This window comes from Pelagibacterium sp. (genome assembly GCF_965249125.1).
GTDB lineage: Bacteria > Pseudomonadota > Alphaproteobacteria > Rhizobiales > Devosiaceae > Pelagibacterium.
In genome coordinates, this window is record NZ_OZ252217.1 from 12501 (window position 1) to 33009 (window position 20509).

18 protein-coding genes, 1 tRNA gene, 2 rRNA genes and 1 pseudogene (1 of these 22 running past the window's edge) are annotated in these 20509 nt (G+C 60.3%); 10 read left to right on the forward strand and 12 right to left on the reverse strand.

The window, feature by feature from the left end; all coding sequences use genetic code 11:
* The 6 genes from ACP148_RS00055 to ACP148_RS00080 all read left to right on the forward strand — a co-directional run.
* Positions 1 to 1253, forward strand: a 23S ribosomal RNA gene (locus tag ACP148_RS00055); it begins 1477 nt to the left of the window's first position.
* 89 nt (positions 1254 to 1342) lie between these two features.
* Positions 1343 to 1458: ribosomal RNA gene (rrf, locus tag ACP148_RS00060) — 5S ribosomal RNA — on the forward strand.
* 168 nt (positions 1459 to 1626) lie between these two features.
* Positions 1627 to 2037 carry an IS66-like element accessory protein TnpA gene (gene tnpA / locus ACP148_RS00065; protein ID WP_421950146.1) on the forward strand — a complete coding sequence of 137 codons (411 nt, stop codon included), beginning with the start codon at positions 1627 to 1629 and terminating at the stop codon, positions 2035 to 2037.
* Entirely contained in the window at positions 2034 to 2381 is a 348-nt protein-coding gene (gene tnpB / locus ACP148_RS00070; RefSeq protein WP_421950145.1) for an IS66 family insertion sequence element accessory protein TnpB, read from the forward strand. The genes tnpA and tnpB overlap by 4 nt, the downstream gene beginning before the upstream one ends.
* A gap of 89 nt (positions 2382 to 2470) precedes the next feature.
* Entirely contained in the window at positions 2471 to 4105 is a 1635-nt protein-coding gene (gene tnpC / locus ACP148_RS00075) for an IS66 family transposase (RefSeq protein ID WP_421950144.1), read from the forward strand.
* Positions 4102 to 4695, forward strand: coding sequence for a plasmid pRiA4b ORF-3 family protein (locus tag ACP148_RS00080; protein ID WP_425032991.1), 594 nt, complete (start codon positions 4102 to 4104; stop codon positions 4693 to 4695). The genes tnpC and ACP148_RS00080 overlap by 4 nt, the downstream gene beginning before the upstream one ends.
* Before the next feature lie 456 nt (positions 4696 to 5151).
* Here ACP148_RS00080 and ACP148_RS00085 read toward each other — a convergent pair whose 3' ends face one another.
* On the reverse strand, positions 5152 to 6351 hold the full coding sequence (locus tag ACP148_RS00085; protein ID WP_421950142.1) for an MFS transporter: 1200 nt from the start codon (positions 6349 to 6351) through the stop codon (positions 5152 to 5154).
* A 127-nt stretch (positions 6352 to 6478) separates the two neighbouring features.
* Between ACP148_RS00085 and ACP148_RS00090 the strand changes: the two genes are divergently transcribed.
* From ACP148_RS00090 to ACP148_RS00100, 3 genes are all read left to right on the forward strand, one after another.
* Positions 6479 to 7099 carry a flavin reductase family protein gene (locus ACP148_RS00090; RefSeq protein WP_421950141.1) on the forward strand — a complete coding sequence of 207 codons (621 nt, stop codon included), beginning with the start codon at positions 6479 to 6481 and terminating at the stop codon, positions 7097 to 7099.
* A gap of 111 nt (positions 7100 to 7210) precedes the next feature.
* Positions 7211 to 8107: an alpha/beta hydrolase gene (locus ACP148_RS00095; protein WP_421950140.1), complete on the forward strand. Its 897-nt coding sequence runs from the start codon at positions 7211 to 7213 to the stop codon at positions 8105 to 8107.
* A 68-nt stretch (positions 8108 to 8175) separates the two neighbouring features.
* The gene (locus ACP148_RS00100; protein ID WP_425032992.1) at positions 8176 to 9057 is read left to right on the forward strand and encodes an alpha/beta hydrolase; all 882 of its coding nucleotides are present in this window, start codon (positions 8176 to 8178) and stop codon (positions 9055 to 9057) included.
* Positions 9058 to 9083: 26 nt separating this feature from the next.
* On the opposite strand, the gene ACP148_RS00105 is transcribed toward ACP148_RS00100, so the two are convergent.
* The 11 genes and pseudogenes from ACP148_RS00105 to ACP148_RS00155 all read right to left on the reverse strand — a co-directional run bounded on the left by ACP148_RS00105 (position 9084) and on the right by ACP148_RS00155 (position 20158).
* Complete coding sequence (locus ACP148_RS00105; RefSeq protein ID WP_421950138.1) at positions 9084 to 10253, reverse strand: pyridoxal phosphate-dependent aminotransferase; 1170 nt, start codon at positions 10251 to 10253, stop codon at positions 9084 to 9086.
* A 14-nt stretch (positions 10254 to 10267) separates the two neighbouring features.
* Positions 10268 to 11068: pseudogene (locus tag ACP148_RS00110) on the reverse strand (ABC transporter permease subunit).
* Positions 11065 to 12021: an ABC transporter permease subunit gene (locus ACP148_RS00115; RefSeq protein ID WP_421950136.1), complete on the reverse strand. Its 957-nt coding sequence runs from the start codon at positions 12019 to 12021 to the stop codon at positions 11065 to 11067. Before ACP148_RS00115 ends, ACP148_RS00110 begins: the two are co-directional and overlap by 4 nt.
* Positions 12018 to 13160 carry an ABC transporter ATP-binding protein gene (locus ACP148_RS00120; protein WP_425032993.1) on the reverse strand — a complete coding sequence of 381 codons (1143 nt, stop codon included), beginning with the start codon at positions 13158 to 13160 and terminating at the stop codon, positions 12018 to 12020. The genes ACP148_RS00115 and ACP148_RS00120 overlap by 4 nt, the downstream gene beginning before the upstream one ends.
* 76 nt (positions 13161 to 13236) lie before the next feature.
* Positions 13237 to 14328, reverse strand: coding sequence for a polyamine ABC transporter substrate-binding protein (locus tag ACP148_RS00125; RefSeq protein WP_421950134.1), 1092 nt, complete (start codon positions 14326 to 14328; stop codon positions 13237 to 13239).
* Positions 14329 to 14726: 398 nt separating this feature from the next.
* Positions 14727 to 15212, reverse strand: a complete 486-nt coding sequence (gene bfr, locus ACP148_RS00130; RefSeq protein ID WP_421950133.1) for a bacterioferritin — start codon at positions 15210 to 15212, stop codon at positions 14727 to 14729.
* 384 nt (positions 15213 to 15596) lie between these two features.
* Entirely contained in the window at positions 15597 to 15809 is a 213-nt protein-coding gene (locus ACP148_RS00135) for a DUF3329 domain-containing protein (RefSeq protein ID WP_421950132.1), read from the reverse strand.
* A gap of 30 nt (positions 15810 to 15839) precedes the next feature.
* On the reverse strand, positions 15840 to 16328 hold the full coding sequence (locus ACP148_RS00140; protein WP_421950131.1) for a lysozyme inhibitor LprI family protein: 489 nt from the start codon (positions 16326 to 16328) through the stop codon (positions 15840 to 15842).
* Positions 16329 to 16357: 29 nt separating this feature from the next.
* Positions 16358 to 17032 (reverse strand): DUF599 domain-containing protein, encoded by a 675-nt coding sequence (locus ACP148_RS00145; protein WP_421950154.1) that lies wholly within the window; start codon positions 17030 to 17032, stop codon positions 16358 to 16360.
* A gap of 1390 nt (positions 17033 to 18422) precedes the next feature.
* Complete coding sequence (locus ACP148_RS00150) at positions 18423 to 19031, reverse strand: TetR/AcrR family transcriptional regulator (RefSeq protein ID WP_421950130.1); 609 nt, start codon at positions 19029 to 19031, stop codon at positions 18423 to 18425.
* A gap of 89 nt (positions 19032 to 19120) precedes the next feature.
* Positions 19121 to 20158, reverse strand: a complete 1038-nt coding sequence (locus tag ACP148_RS00155; RefSeq protein ID WP_421950129.1) for an aldo/keto reductase — start codon at positions 20156 to 20158, stop codon at positions 19121 to 19123.
* A gap of 235 nt (positions 20159 to 20393) precedes the next feature.
* Here ACP148_RS00155 and ACP148_RS00160 point away from each other — a divergent pair.
* Positions 20394 to 20470, forward strand: a tRNA-Met gene (locus tag ACP148_RS00160).
* Positions 20471 to 20509: the final 39 nt, after the last annotated feature.

A 20509-nucleotide genomic window follows, 5' to 3' on the forward strand; every position in this document is an offset into this window, starting at 1 on the left:
AAACCGACACAGGTGGACAGGTAGAGTATACCAAGGCGCTTGAGAGAACGATGCTGAAGGAACTCGGCAAATTGCATGCGTAACTTCGGGATAAGCATGACCCGTCTTTGGGCAACCATTGGCGGGTGGCACAACCCAGGGGGTGGCGACTGTTTATTAAAAACACAGGGCTCTGCGAAGCCGCAAGGCGACGTATAGGGTCTGACGCCTGCCCGGTGCCGGAAGGTTAAAAGGAGAGGTGCAAGCCTTGAATTGAAGCCCCGGTAAACGGCGGCCGTAACTATAACGGTCCTAAGGTAGCGAAATTCCTTGTCGGGTAAGTTCCGACCTGCACGAATGGCGTAACGACTTCCCCACTGTCTCCAGCATCGACTCAGCGAAATTGAACTCCCCGTGAAGATGCGGGGTTCCTGCGGTCAGACGGAAAGACCCCGTGCACCTTTACTATAGCTTCACGCTGGCATTCGTGTCGGCATGTGCAGAATAGGTGGTAGGCTTTGAAGCAGGGACGCCAGTCCTTGTGGAGCCGCAATGTGAGATACCACCCTTATCGTCATGGATGTCTAACCGCGGTATAACAGTACCCGGGACAGCGTGTGGTGGGTAGTTTGACTGGGGCGGTCGCCTCCCAAAGAGTAACGGAGGCGCGCGATGGTGGGCTCAGACCGGTCGGAAATCGGTCGTTGAGTGCAATGGCATAAGCCTGCCTGACTGCGAGACTGACAAGTCGAGCAGAGACGAAAGTCGGTCATAGTGATCCGGTGGTCCCGCGTGGAAGGGCCATCGCTCAACGGATAAAAGGTACGCCGGGGATAACAGGCTGATGATGCCCAAGAGTCCTTATCGACGGCATCGTTTGGCACCTCGATGTCGGCTCATCACATCCTGGGGCTGGAGCAGGTCCCAAGGGTACGGCTGTTCGCCGTTTAAAGTGGTACGTGAGCTGGGTTTAGAACGTCGTGAGACAGTTCGGTCCCTATCTGCCGTGGGTGTTGGAATATTGAGAGGAGCTGTCCCTAGTACGAGAGGACCGGGATGGACGAACCTCTGGTGGACCTGTTGTGGCGCCAGCCGCAGTGCAGGGTAGCTAAGTTCGGACGGGATAACTGCTGAAAGCATCTAAGCAGGAAGCCTCCCTCAAAACCAGTATTCCCTATCAGAGCCGTGGAAGACCACCACGTTGATAGGCTGGGTGTGGAAGCGCAGCAATGTGTGAAGCTTACCAGTACTAATAGCTCGATCGGCTTGATCGTTCTCATTTACCTATAATCGCAGCACCCAAACGTGTTGCAGATCAGAAAACAAAGACCAGTTCACGAGACATAACAGTGTGTTTGTTCGACCTGGTGGCTATGGCGAAGTGCCCAGAACCCGATCCCATTCCGAACTCGACCGTTAAACACTTCAGCGCCAATGGTACTGTGTCTTAAGGCACGGGAGAGTAGGTCGCCGCCAGGTCTAGCAAACACACCAACCTTCTCAATAATAACCAAAAAGCCCCCGGTCCCCCCGGGGGCTTTTTGCGTTCAAAACCGCAAGACAAAAACACCCCGCAAACGTCTCGCGGTATGCCTCCGTTGAGGGCCGCCTTGGCCCGAGGGGCCGATCTGGTAGCAAACTATCAGTATGGATATCCTTACTGACAAAAGTCGCGTCGAGCGGCTCGAGATTGTGGACACAGGCCGGCGCCGGCGGTTCAGTGATGCGGAGAAGATCCGGATCGTTGAAGAAAGCTTGTCGGCCCCGCGAATGGGTTCGGCGACCGCGCGACGGCATGGCATTGCGGTGCCATTGATTTTTGCGTGGCGCAAGGCGTATCGCGAGGGACAGCTAGGTCACGAGGCGCCTTCGTTTTATCCGGTGCGCTTGGATGGGAGTGGGGGTCATGCCAGCGATGGCAGCCTTCCACCAGAGCCGCCCACGGATGGTTCAGCCAGTCCTGTCGAGATCGTGCTGCGCAATGGTCGCCGCATGATCATGCGCTCCGATATTGCACCTGAGGTGCTGGGTCGCCTGCTCGATGTGGTGGACCGATGATCCCGGTTCCGAGCGGGACGCGGGTCTGGCTGGCAGCGGGCCACACTGACATGCGCAAGGGGTTCAACTCTCTGGCGCTGGTGGTGCAGGAGGTGCTCAAGCGCGATCCCCATGGCGGACATCTGTTCGTGTTCCGGGGTCGCAAGGGCAATCTGGTTCGCATCATCTGGCATGATGGTCAGGGCGCATGCGTGTTCACCAAACGGCTCGAGCGCGGGCGTTTCCTCTGGCCCTCGCCGGCCGATGGTGTTGTGACGATCTCGCCCGCCCAGCTCGGATATCTGCTTGAAGGGATCGACTGGCGGATGCCGCAAAAGACCTGGCGGCCACTCTCGGCGGGATGACCATAGTGCACCGCGACACGGTGACTCATCTGGTGCAAAACGGGTCCAACCAGCTCGTGGCGAGGACCAGATTCTGGTAAGGTCACGGCATGGTCGAACCTGCCGGAAACGCCGAGATTGCTGCCCTTCGCGCTGCACTTGCCGCAGCCGAACAGCGTGCTGATCTGGCGGAAGCCGAAGCGGCGCGGGTTGTTGCAGAAAAGACCGATGGCGACGCCGAGATCGCCCGTCTCAAGCTCGAGATCGAAAAGCTCAAGCGCAGTCTTTATGGACAGCGCTCCGAGAGGAAGGCCAAGCTGCTCGACCAGCTCGAGTTCGAACTCGAGGATCTCGAAGCAGCAGCCACCGAAGACGAGCTTGCCGCCGAGATGGCCGCAGTCAGGACCACTTCGGTCCAAGCCTTTACCCGCAAGCGGGCACAACGGCGCGCCTTTCCCGAACACCTGCCGCGCGAGCGCCTCGTGGTGCCGGCACCGCAAGCCTGTGAATGCTGCGGGTCCGATCACCTGGTCAAGCTGGGCGAGGACGTGACCGAAACGCTCGAAGTGATCCCGCGTCAGTGGAAGGTGGTCCAGACGGTACGGGAGAAGTTCAGCTGCCGGGATTGCGAAAAGATCAGCCAGCCGCCGGCGCCGTTCCATCCCACCCCGCGTGGCTTTGCCGGCCCCAATCTTCTGGCGACGATCCTTTTTGAAAAGTTCGGCCAGCATCAGCCGCTCAACCGCCAGTCCGAGCGCTTCGCCCGCGAGGGCGTGCCCATCGGCCTCTCCACGCTCGCCGACCAGATTGGCGCTGCAACGGTGGCGCTCAAGCCGCTCCATGATCTGATCGCCGATCACGTGATGGCCGCCGATCGCTTGCACGGGGACGACACCACGGTGCCGATCCTGGCCAAGGGACAGACCAGAACGGGTCGGGTGTGGACTTACGTACGCGACGATCGTCCCTTCGGCGGCGCTGACGGTCCGGCAGCTCTGTTCTACGCCTCACCCGATCGCAGGGGCGAACATCCAAGAAGCCATCTTGCCAACTATTCCGGCATCCTGCAGGTGGACGCCTTTGCCGGTTACAACGGCCTGTTCGATCCCGAACGCCGCAGTGAGCCCATCCAGCCGGCCTTTTGCTGGGCGCACGGACGACGACCATTGTTCGAGCTCGCCGATATCGAGAGGGTGAGAAAGAAGAAGAGCAAGGGCGGCGCCATATCCCCGGTGGCGCTCGAGGCGGTGCGCCGGATCGACGAGATCTTTGCCATCGAACGCGATCTTTATGGCCTGCCGCCCGATCAGCGCCTTGCCGAGCGGCGGCGGCTTTGCACGCCACTGGTTGATGAGCTGCATGCCTATATGATGACCGAGCGCGAAAAGCTATCGCGTCACGCTCCCGTGGCCAAGGCCATGAACTACATGCTCGCGCGCTGGACAGGCTTTGCCGCGTTCCTTGAGGATGGCCGCATATGCCTCTCGAACAACGCGGCAGAACGGGCTCTGCGCGGAATTGCCCTTGGCAGAAAAGCGTGGCTGTTCGCCGGTTCGGACCGCGGTGCCCGCCGGGCCGCGTTCATGTACACCCTCATTGTCTCGGCCAAGCTCAACGATATCGATCCTCAAGCCTGGCTCGCCGACGTGCTCGCCCGCATCGCCGACATGCCGCAGAACCGGCTGGGGGAACTGCTTCCCTGGAACTGGAACGCTGACAAGGATGCCGCTAAGCTCGTTGCATGAGCCCTGCATCCCACTTCGTTGCCACCATCACCGTCATTCTCGAGGACGTCGAGCCGCAGGTCAGGCGCAAACTGATCGTGCCGCTCAACCTGCGCATGGATCGGCTCCACATCGTCTTGCAGATCGCCTTTGGCTGGACCGATAGCCATCTCTACGAGTTCCGCTACCAGGATATCGGGTGGGGCGTTCCCGATCATGACTTTGGCACCGATCTTCGCGACGCCTCCAAGGCAACACTGCTCCGGGTTCTTCAGGAAACAAATGCTCGTGCCATCACCTATCTCTATGACTTCGGTGATGGCTGGGAGCACACCATTCGGATCAACTTTATCTGCGAGCCCGAGCCCGGTGCCCTGTATCCCCAGTTGATCCTGGCCGAGGGACGGACCCCGCCCGAAGACATTGGCGGCCCTCCGGGCTTCGAACTCTTCCTCGAAGCGATCAACGACCCAAGCCATGACGATCATGCCGAAATGCGTGAATGGTATCTTGAGAACGGCTTCGATCCACGTCTGGTTGATGTCGATGCCATCGAAGGAGAACTCAAGCGCTACGCCCGCAAGTGGAATCCCAGGGCAAAAGCGAAATAGCTGCGGTCGTCAACGGAGGCTTACGTCTCGCGACAAAGGCGCCCGCCCAGCCATTCGGGAATAGCCCTCATGGCCTTCCCGCCTCCAACCGTGCCACCGGCACGATTGGCCCTCCGGGACGGTGTGAAGTAAGGCACGGCAGAGTAGGTCCCCGGGTCAAGCCCGGGGCAGGCTGCCGCCAGGTCCAGCAAACACACCAAACCTTCTCAATAATAACCAAAAAGCCCCCGGTCCCCCGGGGGCTTTTTGCGTTCAAGACCGCAAGACAAAAACACCCCGCAAACCTAAAAGAGCACACTCATCAGACAAGCGCGGGTCCCTCGGCACGGTCGGTCCTGCGGGCCGGCGCGACGTGATGCGATCGGGTCGGCAGACCGCCCAGAAACCGATCCGCTGGCCTTAAATGAAATACCCAAAGAGCGGATGCGGCAACAGGGGGATCGAGAGGTGAAACCGTCAAACCGTCCGTTCAGAGAAGCGGTTGGCGAGAAGAAACAGCAGGGCAACACCGATCGCAAGAAGGGTCATGAAAAGCCAGAGTGCCAAGCCGCCAAACCAGTAAAGCAGGCCGCCGCCCACCAATGGGGCGAGGGCAAAGCCGAAGACGCTGAATGAAAAAGCGCCGAAGTAGCTGCCCTTCATCTCAGGTACGGCAAGCCGATCGATGATGATGTTCATGGTGGGAAAGAGAATGGCTTCGCCCAAGCTGAGAACGAACATGGCCATCAAAAGAGCGAAGGGCGGTTCGACGGGCGTCACCGCGAAGCCGAGAAAGCCGGCGGCAAAAAGCGCAACGCCGATCATGGCCCTGAGGAACGGCGAAATCCTTGCCGTGAGCTTGAGCAGGGGAAACTGGAAAACCACGATAGTGGCCGCGTTTGTGCCGATCAGGAACGCGTAAAGCGTGGCGATATCGGCCACCGATTGCTGTTGAAGGTATTGGACGAGCCCGGCATCGATCTGGCCGTAGGCTATGGAGCAGAACAGGCCCGCGAAAACGAAAAGCATGAAGGCATTGTCGCGGCGGAGGACGCCCATGACGTCGCCAAACGTGAAGTTGGCGGCCATCGCGGATCCCTTCAACGGACGTTCCATGTTGAATACGACCGCTGCGGCGGCAAGGTAGAGAGCATAGACGGCACCGAGCAGTAGAAACGTCGGTTGCTGACCGGTCAGTCCGACCGCGGCGCCCAGCATGGGGCCAATGGCAGCGCCGACATTGAGCGCGAAATAGCGCACATGCAGCGCCATGTCCTTGACGTCGCGGTCCTCGATCATGTCGGTCATCAGCGCCCGACCGGGGTCCTCGACCATCGGGCGTGCAAGGGCCTGGAGCAGCGTTCCGGCAAACAGCAGGGCGAGGCTGTTTGCCGTTCCCAGAATGATCATGGAGATGATGGAGAGCACCAGCCCGGCAATCATGATCCTGCGGCGGCCGATCTTGTCCGACAGATAGCCGACGTAGAAGCCGAAAACGACGCCCGCCGCCGTGGCGAGGGCCAGAAAGAGGCCGACTTCGAATTCGTTCAGTCCGAATTTCTGATACAGAAGTATGGCCAGGAATGGCCAGATCATGAACAGCACGAACCGGCCGGCGAATGTCGATAGGATCACGAGCCAAACGGTGAGATTGAACTGTCGGATAGCGGCGAGCATGCTAAAGGGCCCCGGTTCATTCGTGCGAATCGCGCCGGCGGCGCGAGAGCGGCACGGTAGTGCTGTTGGCAATGGTGACAAACCTGATTATTGCGGGCCAACGGACTCAGCCGCCAGAGGACATATAATGGCTCGCTATCATTCCTACGATCCCGCCATGGGACATAGATTGCCCCATGATCCGATCAAGGCAATCATCGCGCCGCGCCCGATCGGCTGGGTATCTTCGCTCGACAAGGACGGACGTCCCAATCTCGCTCCCTACAGCTTTTTCAACATGTTCTGCTCGGCGCCGCCGATCCTGATTTTCGGAAGCGAGGGCCGAAAGGATTCCGTGAGCAACATCGAGGCCACGGGTGAGTTCGTCTATAATCTGGCGACCCGGCGGCAGGCCGAGGCGATGAATATCAGCTCGGGTTCCTTTGCCCCCGACATTGATGAGTTCAATGAGGCCGGGCTTGAAAAACTTGCCTCTGAAACCGTTGGATCGCCACGGGTGGGGGGCGCGCCGGCGAGCTTTGAATGCAGGCTGCTTGAGATCAAGTCGCTTGTCGATCTGGATGGAAAGCGCCTGGCGCGCGAACTTGTGATCGGGCAGGTGGTACGGGTCCATATCGATGCCGATTATCTCACCGACGGCCTGTTCGACATTGAAAAGGCAGGGACAATTGCCCGGTGCGGCTATCGTGGGGACTACGTTGAGGTCACATCGGTCTTTGAGATGTTTCGTCCCGCCATCGAGCAGTAAGGCTTCCTTAAGCGCTGTGGCCGAGCGTGCCCCTATCCTGTCCAAAATTGGTCGCGATCGTGCGGCAGGACAGGAAATCGATACAGTTTTCCTCAAATCATCATGGCTGCAATGAGAGTTTCCCGTCGCCATTTTTTGGGCACCGCCGGTGCGTTTGCGCTCGCAGGGGGCCTGTTTCCGGGCGCGGCGCAGGCGGTCTCCCTTATGGATCCGTTCAATCTGCCCACGGCGGTTGATGGCGGGGTCATGAAAATGGGGGATGGCATTCCCTATGCCGGCGGGCCGCGCGGCAAGCTCGACGTCTATGTGCAGCAGAACCCAAGGGGCAACGCGCCGGTCGTGATGTTCGTTTACGGGGGCGGCTGGAGCCGCGGGGAACGCTGGGAATACGATTTCGTGGGCCGCGCCTTTGCATCGAGGGGCTTCGTTACGGTCATTGCCGACTACCGGCTGGTGCCCGAAGTGACCTATCCTGCCTTTCTCTATGACATCGCGGTTGCGACCAAATGGGTCGAAGACAACATTGCGACGTTCGGGGGCAATCCCGACAAGCTGTTTCTGGCGGGCCATTCGGCGGGAGCGTATAACGCGGTGATGCTGGGGCTCGATCCCACGTTCCTGCGCGAAGCCGGATCGACCCTCAAGGTCCGGGGCATTGCCGGGCTTGCCGGCCCCTATGATTTCTATCCGTTCGAGTTCAACGAGGTGCGCGAGGCGTTCGGCTATGCGCCCAATCCCGAGGGCACCCAACCGGTTCGGCTCGTTACGCCATCCGCCCCGCCGATGTTCCTGGCGGCAGGAAACCTCGACCTCATCGTCAAGACCGACAACACAACGGCCCTTGCCGCAAAGTTGCGCGAAAACAACGTGCCGGTCGATGAGCGCTATTATGACGGCATCGGGCATATGGAGATCGTTACGGCCCTTGGCGCGATGCTGCGCTGGCGGGCGCCGGTGCTCGACGATGTGGTGAATTTCTTTTCCAGCCTTGGGGCGCTCGACGCCTAGGCGCCTTGAAACGGCGTTTGCGAGAAAACCCATGAAACCATGTGGTTGGTTCAGACGTATCAAGGGGTATGAATCGTAGAGCGCGTATTTTTGTCTGGGCGGGAGCACTTGTGGTGGGGGCAATTTCAGGGCTTTTCGGATTTGCCAACGCCTTTTCGCCAGTCGGCATCTTCAATGCGCTGGTTCCCAAGGATGGCGGTGTTGTCGTCGAACGCAACGTCGCGTTCGGCACTCACCCGCGGCAAAAGCTCGATATCTATCGGCCCGCCGGTGATGGGACCGGACTTCCGGTCGTCTATTTCAGCTATGGCGGCGGCTGGGAATCCGGGGACAAGGATGAATATGGTTTTGTCGGGCGGGCCCTGGCGGCTCGGGGGTATGTGACCGTCATTGCCGATTATCGGCTGGTGCCTGAAGTCGTTTATCCCGATTTTGTTGCCGACAACGCACTGGCCGTTCAATGGGTCGCCGACACCATCGGGAGCTATGGCGGGGATGCGGGCCGAATGGTCCTCATGGGGCATTCGGCTGGTGCCTATAATGTCATGATGCTGGCGCTCGATCCCCAATTCGGGGTCGATATGTCAAATATCAGAGCCCTGGTGGGGCTATCGGGGCCATATGATTTCTACCCGTTCGACGTATCGCAATCGCAGAATGCGTTTGGCGATTTTCCAAGGCCCGAACTGACCCAGCCCGTCAATCTCGCGTTCGGGCAAATGCCGCCGGTCTTTCTGGGCCATGGGGACAAGGACGAGACAGTATATTTGCGCAATTCGGTGGCTCTGGCGGAAAAAATGACCGAGCGCGGGACAGATGTCTCACTCAAAATCTATGAGGGCGGCAATCATGCCGATACGCTGGTATCGCTGGCGATGCCGCTGCGCTGGCGCTATGGGGTGCTTGAGGATGTGTTGACGTTTCTCGAAGCCAACACCGTTTCGATCTAAGCGTTTATTCCACGAACACCCTAATTTCAGGAGCGCCTGAGAAAGCGCTCAAGCCGCTCAAGGCCAATGGCGATATTTTCGGGCTTTGCGGCAAAGCACCAGCGCAGCCATCCTTCTCCTTCAGGCCCGAAGGCGCTTCCGGGCGCCAGGCCCAGCCCGTAGTCGGTGACCAGGGCTTTGGCCGTGGCCATATCGTCAGGCTCTCCCTCGATGCGGAAAAAGGCGTACATGGCACCATCGGCGTCGGGGATTTCGATGCGGCCCATGTGCGCCAGGCCATCGAGCAAGGTGCTACGAGATGCCGCCAATCCCGACTTGAGGGCAGCGATGGTCTGCTCGCCCCTCGGGTCGGTCAGGGCGGCCAATCCGCCCTTCTGGACAAAGGACGGCGCGCAGGAGGTATTGTATTCGATGACCTTTGGAACGTCGGGCATCAGCGAAAGGGGCAGGGTCAACCAACCCAGCCGCCAGCCGGTCATGCGCCAGGCTTTGGAAAACGAGTTGACGCGGATGATGCGGTCCTCGGGGTCGGCGTGCCTGAGCATCGAGGGCGCAGCCTCGCTGCCATCAAAGATCAGGCGCTCGTAGACCTCGTCGGACAGAACCCATATCCCGTGCCTGCGGCAATGGTTCAGGATTGCTTTCTGTGCGTCCTGATCGAGCGTGAACCCGGTGGGATTGTTGGGTGCGTTGACAATCACCATGCGAGTGTCGGGAGTGAGCGTATCAAGCAATTGGTCAAGGTCCAGCGACCACTTTCCGTTCGCCACGTTCAAGGGGAAGCGAACGATATTGGCGCCAAGCAGCCGCGGGGCTTCGGCGATGTTGGGCCAGATCGGGGTGATGACAACCACCTTGTCGTCCGGCGAGACGATGAGCTGGTTCGCGATCATCAGGGCCGAGACGCCCGAGCCGGTAATGGCGATCTGTTCAGGGCTGGAGGCTATGGCTTGCAGTTTGCTTTCATAGGCGGCGACGGCTTCGCGCAACTGAGGCAGGCCCAGATTGTGGACATAAAAGGTCTCGCCCTCGGCCAGCGCTTTTTGCGCGGCATCGCGGATAAAGGGGGGCGTCACCTCATCCCCTTCGCCAAACCAGAAGGCGGTGATGTCGGTCCGGCCCATGCCGGCGTTGGCGATATCGCGGATACGCGAGGACGAGAGGGCCGAAACCTGGGGCCGGGCAGTGGCGGACATAATAGGACTTTCGCTCAGGCGTTGGGCTGACGGCGGGCACCGATGATGGTGGCCGCGATAACGCCGATGGCAACGATTGCGATGATTATTGTGGCGAGGGCGTTGACGTCGGGAGAAACGCCAAGGCGGATTTTCGAGAAGATCACCATCGGCAGCGTGGACGATCCGGGCCCCGAGACAAAGCTGGCGATGACCAGATCGTCAAGCGAGAGGGTGAAGGCCAAAAGCCAGCCCGAGATCAGCGCCGGGGCGATGATCGGCAGGGTGATGTCGAAGAAGACCCGCAGAGGCGTGGCGCCCAGATCCATCGCCGCTTCGTCCAGGGACCGGTCCATATCCACAAGGCGGGAGCGCACGACAACCGTCACATAGGCCATGCAGAAGGTGGAGTGGGCTATGGTGATTGTCGTAAAGCCGCGGCCGCCGGGCCAGCCGATGATTGCTTCCATGGAAACGAACAACAGGAGGGCCGACAGGCCCGTTATGACCTCGGGCATGACAAGGGGCGCCGAGACCATGCCGGTGAGAGCGGTCTTGCCCCGGAATTTGCCGAGCCGGGTGAGCGCGATGCCGGCAAGCGTGCCCAATATCGTCGCGATCGTGGCACTGACGGCGGCGATCTGCAGGCTCAAGAGGCCGGCGGCGACAACCTGGGAATCGCCGAACAGCGATGCTTACCAACGCAGGGAAAATCCGGTCCAGACGGTCACAAGCCTGCTCTCGTTGAACGAGAACACGACAAGCGAGACGATGGGGGCGTAGAGGAACACAAAGCCGAGGATGGCCATCAAGGTGGTGAAATAGCCGCGCTTCATGCGCCTTTCTCCACAACGGCGTTCTGGGCACGGCTCAAAAGCATAATCGGGACGACGAGGATCACCAGCATGACGATAGCGACGGCGGAGGCGACGGGCCAATCGCGATTGGCGAAGAACTCGTCCCAGAGGACGCGGCCGATCATCAGAGTATCGGCGCCGCCGAGCAGCGAAGGAATGACGAATTCGCCGATGGCGGGGATAAAGACCAGCATGGAACCGGCAATGACACCGGGCATGGAAAGCGGCAGGGTCACCGTCAGGAACGTCATGAAGGGACGGGCCCCCAGATCGGCCGAGGCCTCGATCAGGCTCTGGTCGAGTTTGACGAGCGCTGTATAGATCGGGAGGATCATGAAGGGCAGATAGGTGTAAACGATGCCAACAAAGACCGCGCCTTCGGTCTGGAGCATGGTGATCGGCTGGTCGATGATGCCGAGCCCGATCAGCGCGTTGTTGATGATGCCGTTGCGGCCCAGAAACCCCATCCACGCATAGACGCGCAACAGGAAGGATGTCCAGAAGGGCAGGATGACCAGCATGAGCAGCAGGTTGCGGTATTTGTCGTCGGACCGCGCGATGAACCATGCCATGGGGTAGGCGATGGCCAGGGCGATGGCCGTCGAAATCGCCGCGATGCGTACAGAGTTGATATAGGCATTTGCGTAGAGCACGTCTTGCAGGATGAACAGGAAGTTCGAAAAATGCAGGGTGATGGAGAGTGACCCGTCGGTGCCCCAAATGAACATCGGCAGATAGGGCGGCTGACCCAGCGCAAAGGCGCTCAGCGCAATCTTGAAGACGACAAGCAGCGGGATCAGGAAGAATATTGCCAACCACAGGGTGGGTCCAAGGATCACGGCGCTGCGGCCGGAAATGCCCAGCCGGCGCAGGCCGTTGGTGATGAATGTCCAAGCCTTGCGCCGTGGCAGGTTCAGTCCGCCCGTGCTCATGAGGTCAGCACCGCGCCGGCATCAGGCTCCCAGGAAATATAGACTTTCTCGTCCCAGCTGATGGATTCGGGGTCGTAACGGGAAACATTGGTCTGGGAGACGTGAATGCGCTTGCCGCTGTCAAGCACGATGCGGAAGACGCTCATGTCTCCGAGATAGGCGACGTCCTCGACGAGCCCGTGGGTGATGTTGGCGTCGCCCTCGGGGCGCTCGCGAGACAGGACCATTTTTTCGGGACGGATGGCGTACCAAAGGGTCTGTTCGGGGGCGCAGTCGACGCCGTGGGATACATGGATATCACAGCCGGCTTCAGCAGTGGCGTCGATGCGGATGTGGTCGTCTTCGTCCTCGGTGACGACACCTTCGAACATGTTGACCGAGCCGACAAAGCCGGCAACGAAGCGCGAATTGGGAAATTCGTAGATTTCCTGGGGTTCGCCGATCTGGGCGATCTTGCCGTCGTTCATCACCCCGATCCGGGTTGAGAGCGTCATGGCCTCTTCCTGGTCGTGAGTGACCACGATGAAGGTCACGCCCAGACTTTCCTGGATCTTGACCAGTTCATACTGGGTTTCCTCGCGCAGCTTCTTATCGAGCGCGCCGAGCGGCTCGTCGAGCAGCAGAAGTTTCGGGCGCTTGGCAAGGGAGCGCGCAAGGGCGACGCGCTGGCGCTGGCCGCCGGAAAGCTGGTGGGGCTTGCGCCTGGCGAAGGGTTCGAGCCGGGTGAGCTTTAAAAGCTCGGCGACCCTGTCGGAGATATCGGGTCGGGCCATGCCTTCTCGCTTGAGGCCGTAGGCGATATTGTTTTCCACTGTCATATGGGGGAAGAGCGCATAGGACTGGAACATCATGTTGATCGGGCGCTGATAGGGCGGGACGTTGGCCATGTCCTGGCCATCGATTTCGATGGTGCCCGCGGTGATCGATTCAAAGCCCGCCAGCATGCGCAGCAGTGTCGATTTGCCCGAGCCCGACCCGCCGAGCAGGCAAAAAAGCTCACCCTTGTAGATGTCGAGGGAGACTTCGTCGACGGCATAAACGTCGCCGAAAGTCTTGGTGACGTTGCGGATGCGGACAAACGGCTTGGCATCCGCATCGCGCCAGGGGCGCGCATCGGCGGCGATTTGAGGCTTTTTCAACAGAGGATTCCCCATCCCCGGACTAAAAGAAATGGCAGGGCATCACAATGCACCCTGCCATGCAACATCGGAGCGCTTAGATGCCGGTCTTGAGCCGGGTCCAGGCGCGGGTCAGGAGCCGGTCATATTCGGGCGAACGCGCCTTGAGCGGAAACAGGTTTGCCATGACCTCTTCGGTCGGATAGATCGCGGGGTCACCCAGAACCTCGGGATCGACGAATTCATCGGCCGCGGCGTTGGGGTTGGCGTACCAGACATAGTTGGTGATGTCGGCGGCGATCTGGGGCTCGAGGATGAAGTTGATGAAGGCGTGGGCCGCGTCCGGATTGGGGGCGTCGGCGGGAATGGCCATCATGTCGAACCAGAGCGAGGCGCCTTCCTGGGGAATAACATAAGCGATTTCAACACCCTGTCCGGCCTCGGCGGCACGGTCTGCGGCGATGAAGATGTCACCTGAATATCCAACGGCCAGGCAGATTTCGCCGTTGGCGAGATCGGAGATGTACTGGGAGGAGTGGAAGGAGCGGATGTGAGGGCGGATCGAGGCGATCAGTTGCTCGGCCGCTTCGAGGTCCTCGGGGGCTTCGGAGTTGGGATCGAGGCCGAGATAGTTCAGCGCCGCGGCGACGATTTCGACCGGGGCGTCGAGGATCGAGATGCCGCAATCGGCAAGCTGGCTGGCGGTTTCGGGGTCGAACAGCAGGTCCCAGCTCTCGAGCGGTCCGTCTGCGCCAAGGCGCTCGGTGATTTCGGCGACATTGTAGCCGATGCCGGTGGTGCCCCACATGTAGGGGACGGCGTATTGGGCGCCGGGATCGTGGGCTTCGACGATGGCCATGATGGCGGGGTCGAGGTTTCCGATGTTGGGGATCTTGGACTTGTCGAGCGTCTGGAACAGGCCGATGGGAATCTGACGCTCAAGGAAAAAGCCTGACGGAACAACGACATCGTAACCCGAGGAGCCGGCCAGCAGGCGGGCTTCGACGATTTCGTTGGAGTCGAAGACGTCGTAATTGGTGGCGATGCCGGTTTGGGCGGTGAACTTTTCGAGCGTGTCTTCAGCGATATAGTCTGACCAGTTGTAGATGTTGACGGTCTGGTCCTGCGCAATGGCCGCGGTGGCCAGCAACGAGGCGGTAACGCTAAGGAAAATCAATGGCTTGTGCATAGTGACGGAGGTCCCCTTCCGATGAGAAAAAGAGATGGTGACAATGTCGTGCGACTGCTCCGGAGTTACCTCTTGGCGGTGTCAACCACACGGCACTCCCTTCGCCGCTTCACCAATCGGATACGAGGATCAAACCCCGCGCGCGGACCCGACCGCTAGGCATAAAAAGGTCAATTTCCGCATTACAGGCAAGCGCGATCCCTGAAAAGCGAAATTATGAGCAATGGACGTCTCAGGCATCAAAAACTTTTCACGCCAGCATCGTGGGGTCAACAATGGCGTCAAAAGCTATGGAGTTGAGCGCTCGGTGCCACAAGATTGCGAAACATTGACACCTTAATGACAACGCCCCCGCGCCGGAGGGAGCGGGGGCGTAAAAATGGCTATCGAGTTGTCGCCTAATCGGCCTCGTTGGCCGGCTTGGCGTTGAGCTGTCCGTATTTTTCCTCACCGATCGAGGCGAGAAGGTCGAGTTCGGTTTCAAGGAAGTCGGTGTGGCCTTCCTCGTCGGTCAGCAGTTCCTCGAACAGGCGCTGGGTGACGTAGTCGCCGAGGTCGTTACACAGCTTGCGGGATTCGCGGTAGGAGGCGATGGCGTCGAGCTCGCCGGCCAGATCGGCCTCGAGCACTTCCTTGATGTTCTGGCCGATGCGCAGGGGCGCTACGCGCTGAAGGTTGGGATGGCCCTCAAGGAAGATGATGCGGTCGATAAGCTTGTCGGCGTGGTGCATCTCTTCGATGGATTCGGCCCGTTCCTTTTCGGCCAGGCGCTTGAAGCCCCAGTCGCTGAGCAGACGGTAATGAACCCAATACTGGTTGATGGCCCCCAGTTCGAGAAAGAGCGCTTCGTTAAGCCGCTCGATGATCTTTGCGTCGCCTTTCACTTTCACCTCCTTTGCGCGTGGACTTGCGCAGGGTTTTCATCCTGGACCTAACGTCTACCAGATTGGCGGCGTTCCCAGCCAGTTTGAGGTGATAAGTTTCGGTGACCTTCCCGATAATGTCCACAATGTTCGGCACGCAGCCACAACATTGTCCACGCTTGCCCAACTCCCGATAGATGTGGGCCGGCACGACAAGCTGCCAGGGATCGGAGTCGAGAATGTCGACGACGATGTCCTCAATGTCGGTTGTCGATATCAGATTGCACTGGCAAACAAGCATGGCGAACGTAATGTGAGGGGTACACTCAGGTTTGACGCCCTATACATACGGTCTCAAAGATGATTGTCAACGTCAGCTTTGGTCGCAGGGGTGCGAAATCGCTTTCACTTCTCGGTGTCGTCGGATGTGCCGGGTTTGTCCCTGTTCCAGGCGATAAAGAAGATATAGACGGCGTAAGCGCCCAGCCCGCCAAACATCAGCGCCCAGCCGAAATTGCCGTGATAGATATCGACCGCGGCGATGACCGCGGGGATGACGACCATGAGCACGCGGCGCCACAGGGGGCGAAACCAGGGATGGTCGGCGTCGTTGTTCATATAAGACTCCCAGGATATGTGGACCGGCTGTCAGCCCTCGGGGTTGAGATAGCGCCAAAGGGTTTCGGCGCGCCGGGCGGTTTCATCGAGCATGCAGCTTGCGTGCGCAATCGAGCGCATGGAACCGTCGCCCCACATATCGTACTCAAAGCCGCAGGATTTGTCGCGATAGGCGATCCAGCTTCTTTGGGCGTCCTGAAGGGTCTCAAACAGGTTTGTGTCCAGCGTTTCGCGCAGGGAGGAATAAGAGGCGTTGAGCTGGCTGTCCCACCAATCGGTTTCGCGCGACATGCAATCGACCATGCCAATTGTGGTGTACCCACCGTCCTCTGTTTCCATGCAGCTGTTGGAGGCTGTGCCGACGCATTGGGACTGCCCGCGCACTTCCCGGTCGGGATCGGAAAGTCCTTCGATGCAGGTTGTCATCAGCTTGGCGTCTTCAGTGGTAAAGGTGGCCATGTCCTGAGCGGTGGCCGGCAAGGCGACGAAGAGGGCGGCGGCAAGGGCCAGCGCTTTCATGGGATTGTTCCTTTAATTGGGCAAGGCCCTTAGTGCGGCGTGATGCGGGCAACGAGCCATCGTGCGTTGGAAAAATACTCGCGGTGGAGCAACAGGCCGATGGTGCCGATGGTGACGATGATGGCGAGCCAGCTGGATACAAACCAGGCAACCATGGGGATGGCGAAATAATAGGACCTTATGCCCGAATTGAAGCGCTGGGCGGCCATTGCGTTGATGCGGGCAATGGTTCTGATTTCGTCGGCCGGGGCGGGCCTGGCGTGATCGAGGGCGCCGAGCAGAATGCAGAAATGATTGAACTGGCGCAACGACAGGGTGAAGGCGAGAAAGGCGTAAACGAACAGGAACAGCAGGACGACATTGTGCATCTGCAGATCGATCTCGGTGTAGGCCGGGCCAAAGGTTATCGATGACAGCGCGGGCAGAAATTCCTGCAACTGGCCGATGACGGTAAAGAGCGCCAGGATCAGCAGCGCGGTGGTCGAGGCGAAAAACGAGACCGAACTCATTATATTGCCCGACAGGATGGCGTCGAGCGGGGTGTCGCGGCGGGCGGCCTGAGTGACCCAGTTGAAGCGCTGCTCGTTCATCAATGCCGAAAGCGAGGGCCGGCTGCGGTCCAGAAGGCGCGAAGCAAAACCATAGAAATAGAGCGCCAGAAGGGGAAGCACGGACGCGAAAAGCGCAAAGCCGTTTATCTGCACCAAATCATCACTCCCCTTGCCCTTTGGCCAGACGATAACCGCTGCGCTGCGCCGTGGCGACAGCAAATTGGCGCAAGGTTGGGTCAAGGTTTGATCCAGTGACATCGTTTCCGGAGCGGGTGGGCAATTGTTGGCGCTGCGTGTACTGGGCCCCGGCAGGGAATCGGCGTGACGGCGGGGGGCGTGGGCAACCATTTCCGCGGTGCCAGTTGCGAGATAGCGGATCCCCGGGTCAAGCCCGAGGATGACGACGGGGGTGGGGTGAGTGGTGGTGATGGAGCTGCGGGGGGCGGGCCTCATAATGACGATGGGGTGAAACCGAGCCCAACCACAATCGCAGTCCCGGACGTGATCCGGGACCCAGCAGCCTTGCCCATGCCCTGGTGCCGGTGGGAAGGCACATGGGCCCCGGCTGGAGTTTATCCCGGCGAAAGCCGGGACCGGGGAAGCGAGGGAGGGGCGTGTTCTGCAGCGCTTCCACCTTCACCCGCGTCATCCTCGGGCTTGACCCGGGGATCTGCTGCGTCGGGGCAGCCGGTGAAGGGGTTGGGGACCGATGACGCGTCAAGGATCACCACTTCTGCTGCGCTTGCGGACGCCCTGCAGATCCCCGGGTCAAGCCCGAGGATGACGATGGGGGTGGGTGAGGGTTTGGTGATGGAGCCGCCGGGGGCGGGCCCGAGGATGACGCGGGGTGGGGTCGGTGGTGGTGATGGAGCCGCAAGGTTGGCCCAACACCCTTCGCTGTCCCGGACGTGATCCGGGAGCCAGCAGCCTTGCCGATGCCCTAGTGCCGGTGGGAAGGCACATGGACCCCGGCTGGAGTTTATCCCGGCGAAAGCCGGGACCGGGGAAGCGAGGGAGGGGCGTGTTCTGCAGCGCTTCCACCTTCACCCGCGTCATCCTCGGGCTTGACCCGGGGATCTGCTGCGTCGGGGCAGCCGGTGAAGGGGTTGGGGACCGATGACGCGCCAAGGAGCACCACTTCTGCTGCGCTTGCGACCGCCCTGCAGATCCCCGGGTCAAGCCCGAGGATGACGATGGGGGTGGGTGAGGGTTTGGTGATGGAGCCGCCGGGGGCGGGCCCGAGGATGACGCGGGGTGGGGTCGGTGGTGGTGATGGAGCCGCAAGGTTGGCCCAACACCCTTCGCTGTCCCGGACCTGATCCGGGACCCAGCAGCCTTGCCCACGCTCCGGAGCGTGAGGACAGGCACATCGACCCCGGCTCGAGTTTATCCCGGCGAAAGCCGGGACCGGGGCAGCGGAGGAGCGGGGTGAGAGGCGGGGCGCCATTTCTGCTGTCGCTCAGGCGGGCTGGCAAGGCATGGGTCCCGGCTTTTGCCGGGACGGGGGCGCCGCTGTAGGTGAAGGAGAGGTCAGAGGCCGATATCATGGCGCGCTGGCCGTCAGCTTATGCACGAAAACCTCGCGCAGCAGCGCGCGGCTTGCCGAGAACTGGCCGGGACTGAACAGGGATTTTTGCAGCGCAAGGCTGACCAGAAGGGTGAGGATGGCGGCCATTTCGTGCGGATCGACCGGCCCGATCAGGCCCTCGGCCTTGAGCCCGGCGCAGAACTGTTCGATGAAGCGGAGATCCTTTTCCTCTTCATGGGCCAGGCGTTCGGGCGGCATTTTGCGCAGCAGGGCGGCAAAATCGTCGGGGACCGCGACGATGGCGACCAGGGGATCGGAATTGAGCTTTTCGACAAGCAGATCGAAGAACTTGCCGGCGCGCTCGGCGACCGGGCCGTCGCATCGGGCAAAAAAGGCAAGGATATCGGCCTTGTGCATCTCGTCGCGCTGATCGGCGATGGCCAGGAACAGCGCTTCCTTGTGCTCGAAGAATTTATAGAAGGTGCCCTTGGCGACGCCCACATCCCGGCAGACGTCATCGACCCGCATGCCGCGCAGGCCGTATTGGGCGAAATGGGCAAGGCCGGACGCGAGAAGCTGGGAGCGGATCAGCTCGTTGTCGGCGGCGGTGAAATGGCGGGGCATGATGAACCGCTATGACGTATTTCGTCATTTGGTCATAGCACGAGCATGCGGAAGCGGCAAGGCGCGAGCCAAGCCGCTGCCGCAACCGGTCAGGCGAAGGTGCGCGGGTAGAGCCGGTGCAGCTCTTCGATGCCCTCGATCACTTCGGGCGCGAGCACCAGATTATGGGCGGCGATATCGGTTTCGAGCTGGTCCATCGAGGTGGCCCCAATGATGACCGAAGCCATGAATGGCCGCGTGAGGCACCAGGCGAGCGCCATCTGGCAGACGTCGAGGCCATGCTGTTCGGCCAGCGTCATATAGGCCTTTGTGGCGGTTTCCGACTGCGGGTTGAGCCGCCACATGGTGCCCAGCGTGCCGCGGGAGCCAGCGGGCATATTGCCATTGTTGTATTTGCCCGAGAGAAGGCCGGCGGCCAGCGGCGAATAGGCGAGCAGGTCGACATTTTCGAAGGCGCAGACCTCGGCGAGGTCGTAATCGAAATGGCGGCGCAACAGATTGTATTCGTTCTGGATGGTGGCCATGCGCGGCAGGCCGTGGGCTTCGGCGACCTTTACGTATTCAGAGACGCCCCAGCTCGTTTCGTTGGAGAGGCCGATGGCGCGAATCCTGCCGGCCTTGACCTGGGCGTTTAGCGCTTCGAGCACGTCATGGATGTTGTCGCGGATGGCATTTTTGTCCTGGCCATAGGGATCGAAAGCCCAGGATTTGGAGAAATTGTAGTGATTCCGGTTGGGCCAGTGGAGCTGGTAGAGGTCGATATAATCGGTCCGAAGGCGTTTAAGGCTGGCTTCGAGGGCAACAACGATTTGCTTGCCGTCCATGGGGCGGCCGCCGCGAATCCAGTCATTGCCCGGACCGGTGATTTTCGAAGCGACCACCCAGTCGGACCGGCGGCCATTGGCGGCGAACCAGTTGCCGATTATGGTTTCGGTCGATCCTTGCGTCTCGGCGCGGCCGGGGGTGGAATAGAGCTCGGCGGTGTCAAGGAAATTGATGCCGTACCCGAGCGCATAATCCATCTGCGCATGGCCCTCGGCCTGTGTGTTCTGTTCGCCCCAGGTCATGGTGCCGAGACAGATTCGGCTTACGGAAATGCCGGTGCGGCCGAGCGTGCGCTGTTGCATGAGGAAATCCAGGTGTTTGAAAACTACGGAAAAAGGAAAGGGCAGAGCCGCTGACCCATGTGTAGCCGTGCCTTGGCGAAAGCGCAATCGCGAGAACGGGCCGGTCGCGTCCGGCGCGTGTCAAAAAAATGTCGTGCAAGCGATCACAGGGGGTATGCAAACGCAATTTGCACCCCTATATAGGCGGCGTCCAAGCGGTTCGCCCGGCGCACCGCAGATTGACGGACATCATTGACGCGGGGTGGAGCAGCCCGGTAGCTCGTCAGGCTCATAACCTGAAGGTCGCAGGTTCAAATCCTGCCCCCGCAACCAACTCAAATTGCGATTGACCCGCCCTTGTGGTGGGTTTTT

Bases quoted from the DNA above. Each gene is read 5' to 3' on its own strand.
- ACP148_RS00135 (WP_421950132.1), bottom strand. From the start codon at position 15,809: ATGAACAACGACGCCGACCATCCCTGGTTTCGCCCCCTGTGGCGCCGC.
- ACP148_RS00105 (WP_421950138.1), bottom strand. From the start codon at position 10,253: ATGTCCGCCACTGCCCGGCCCCAGGTTTCGGCCCTCTCGTCCTCGCGT.
- ACP148_RS00095 (WP_421950140.1), top strand. From the start codon at position 7,211: ATGAGAGTTTCCCGTCGCCATTTTTTGGGCACCGCCGGTGCGTTTGCG.
- tnpC (WP_421950144.1), top strand. From the start codon at position 2,471: ATGGTCGAACCTGCCGGAAACGCCGAGATTGCTGCCCTTCGCGCTGCA.
- ACP148_RS00090 (WP_421950141.1), top strand. From the start codon at position 6,479: ATGGCTCGCTATCATTCCTACGATCCCGCCATGGGACATAGATTGCCC.
- ACP148_RS00150 (WP_421950130.1), bottom strand. From the start codon at position 19,031: ATGCCCCGCCATTTCACCGCCGCCGACAACGAGCTGATCCGCTCCCAG.
- tnpA (WP_421950146.1), top strand. From the start codon at position 1,627: ATGGATATCCTTACTGACAAAAGTCGCGTCGAGCGGCTCGAGATTGTG.
- ACP148_RS00155 (WP_421950129.1), bottom strand. From the start codon at position 20,158: ATGCAACAGCGCACGCTCGGCCGCACCGGCATTTCCGTAAGCCGAATC.
- ACP148_RS00100 (WP_425032992.1), top strand. From the start codon at position 8,176: ATGAATCGTAGAGCGCGTATTTTTGTCTGGGCGGGAGCACTTGTGGTG.
- ACP148_RS00115 (WP_421950136.1), bottom strand. From the start codon at position 12,021: ATGAGCACGGGCGGACTGAACCTGCCACGGCGCAAGGCTTGGACATTC.
- ACP148_RS00085 (WP_421950142.1), bottom strand. From the start codon at position 6,351: ATGCTCGCCGCTATCCGACAGTTCAATCTCACCGTTTGGCTCGTGATC.
- ACP148_RS00080 (WP_425032991.1), top strand. From the start codon at position 4,102: ATGAGCCCTGCATCCCACTTCGTTGCCACCATCACCGTCATTCTCGAG.
- tnpB (WP_421950145.1), top strand. From the start codon at position 2,034: ATGATCCCGGTTCCGAGCGGGACGCGGGTCTGGCTGGCAGCGGGCCAC.
- ACP148_RS00140 (WP_421950131.1), bottom strand. From the start codon at position 16,328: ATGAAAGCGCTGGCCCTTGCCGCCGCCCTCTTCGTCGCCTTGCCGGCC.
- ACP148_RS00125 (WP_421950134.1), bottom strand. From the start codon at position 14,328: ATGCACAAGCCATTGATTTTCCTTAGCGTTACCGCCTCGTTGCTGGCC.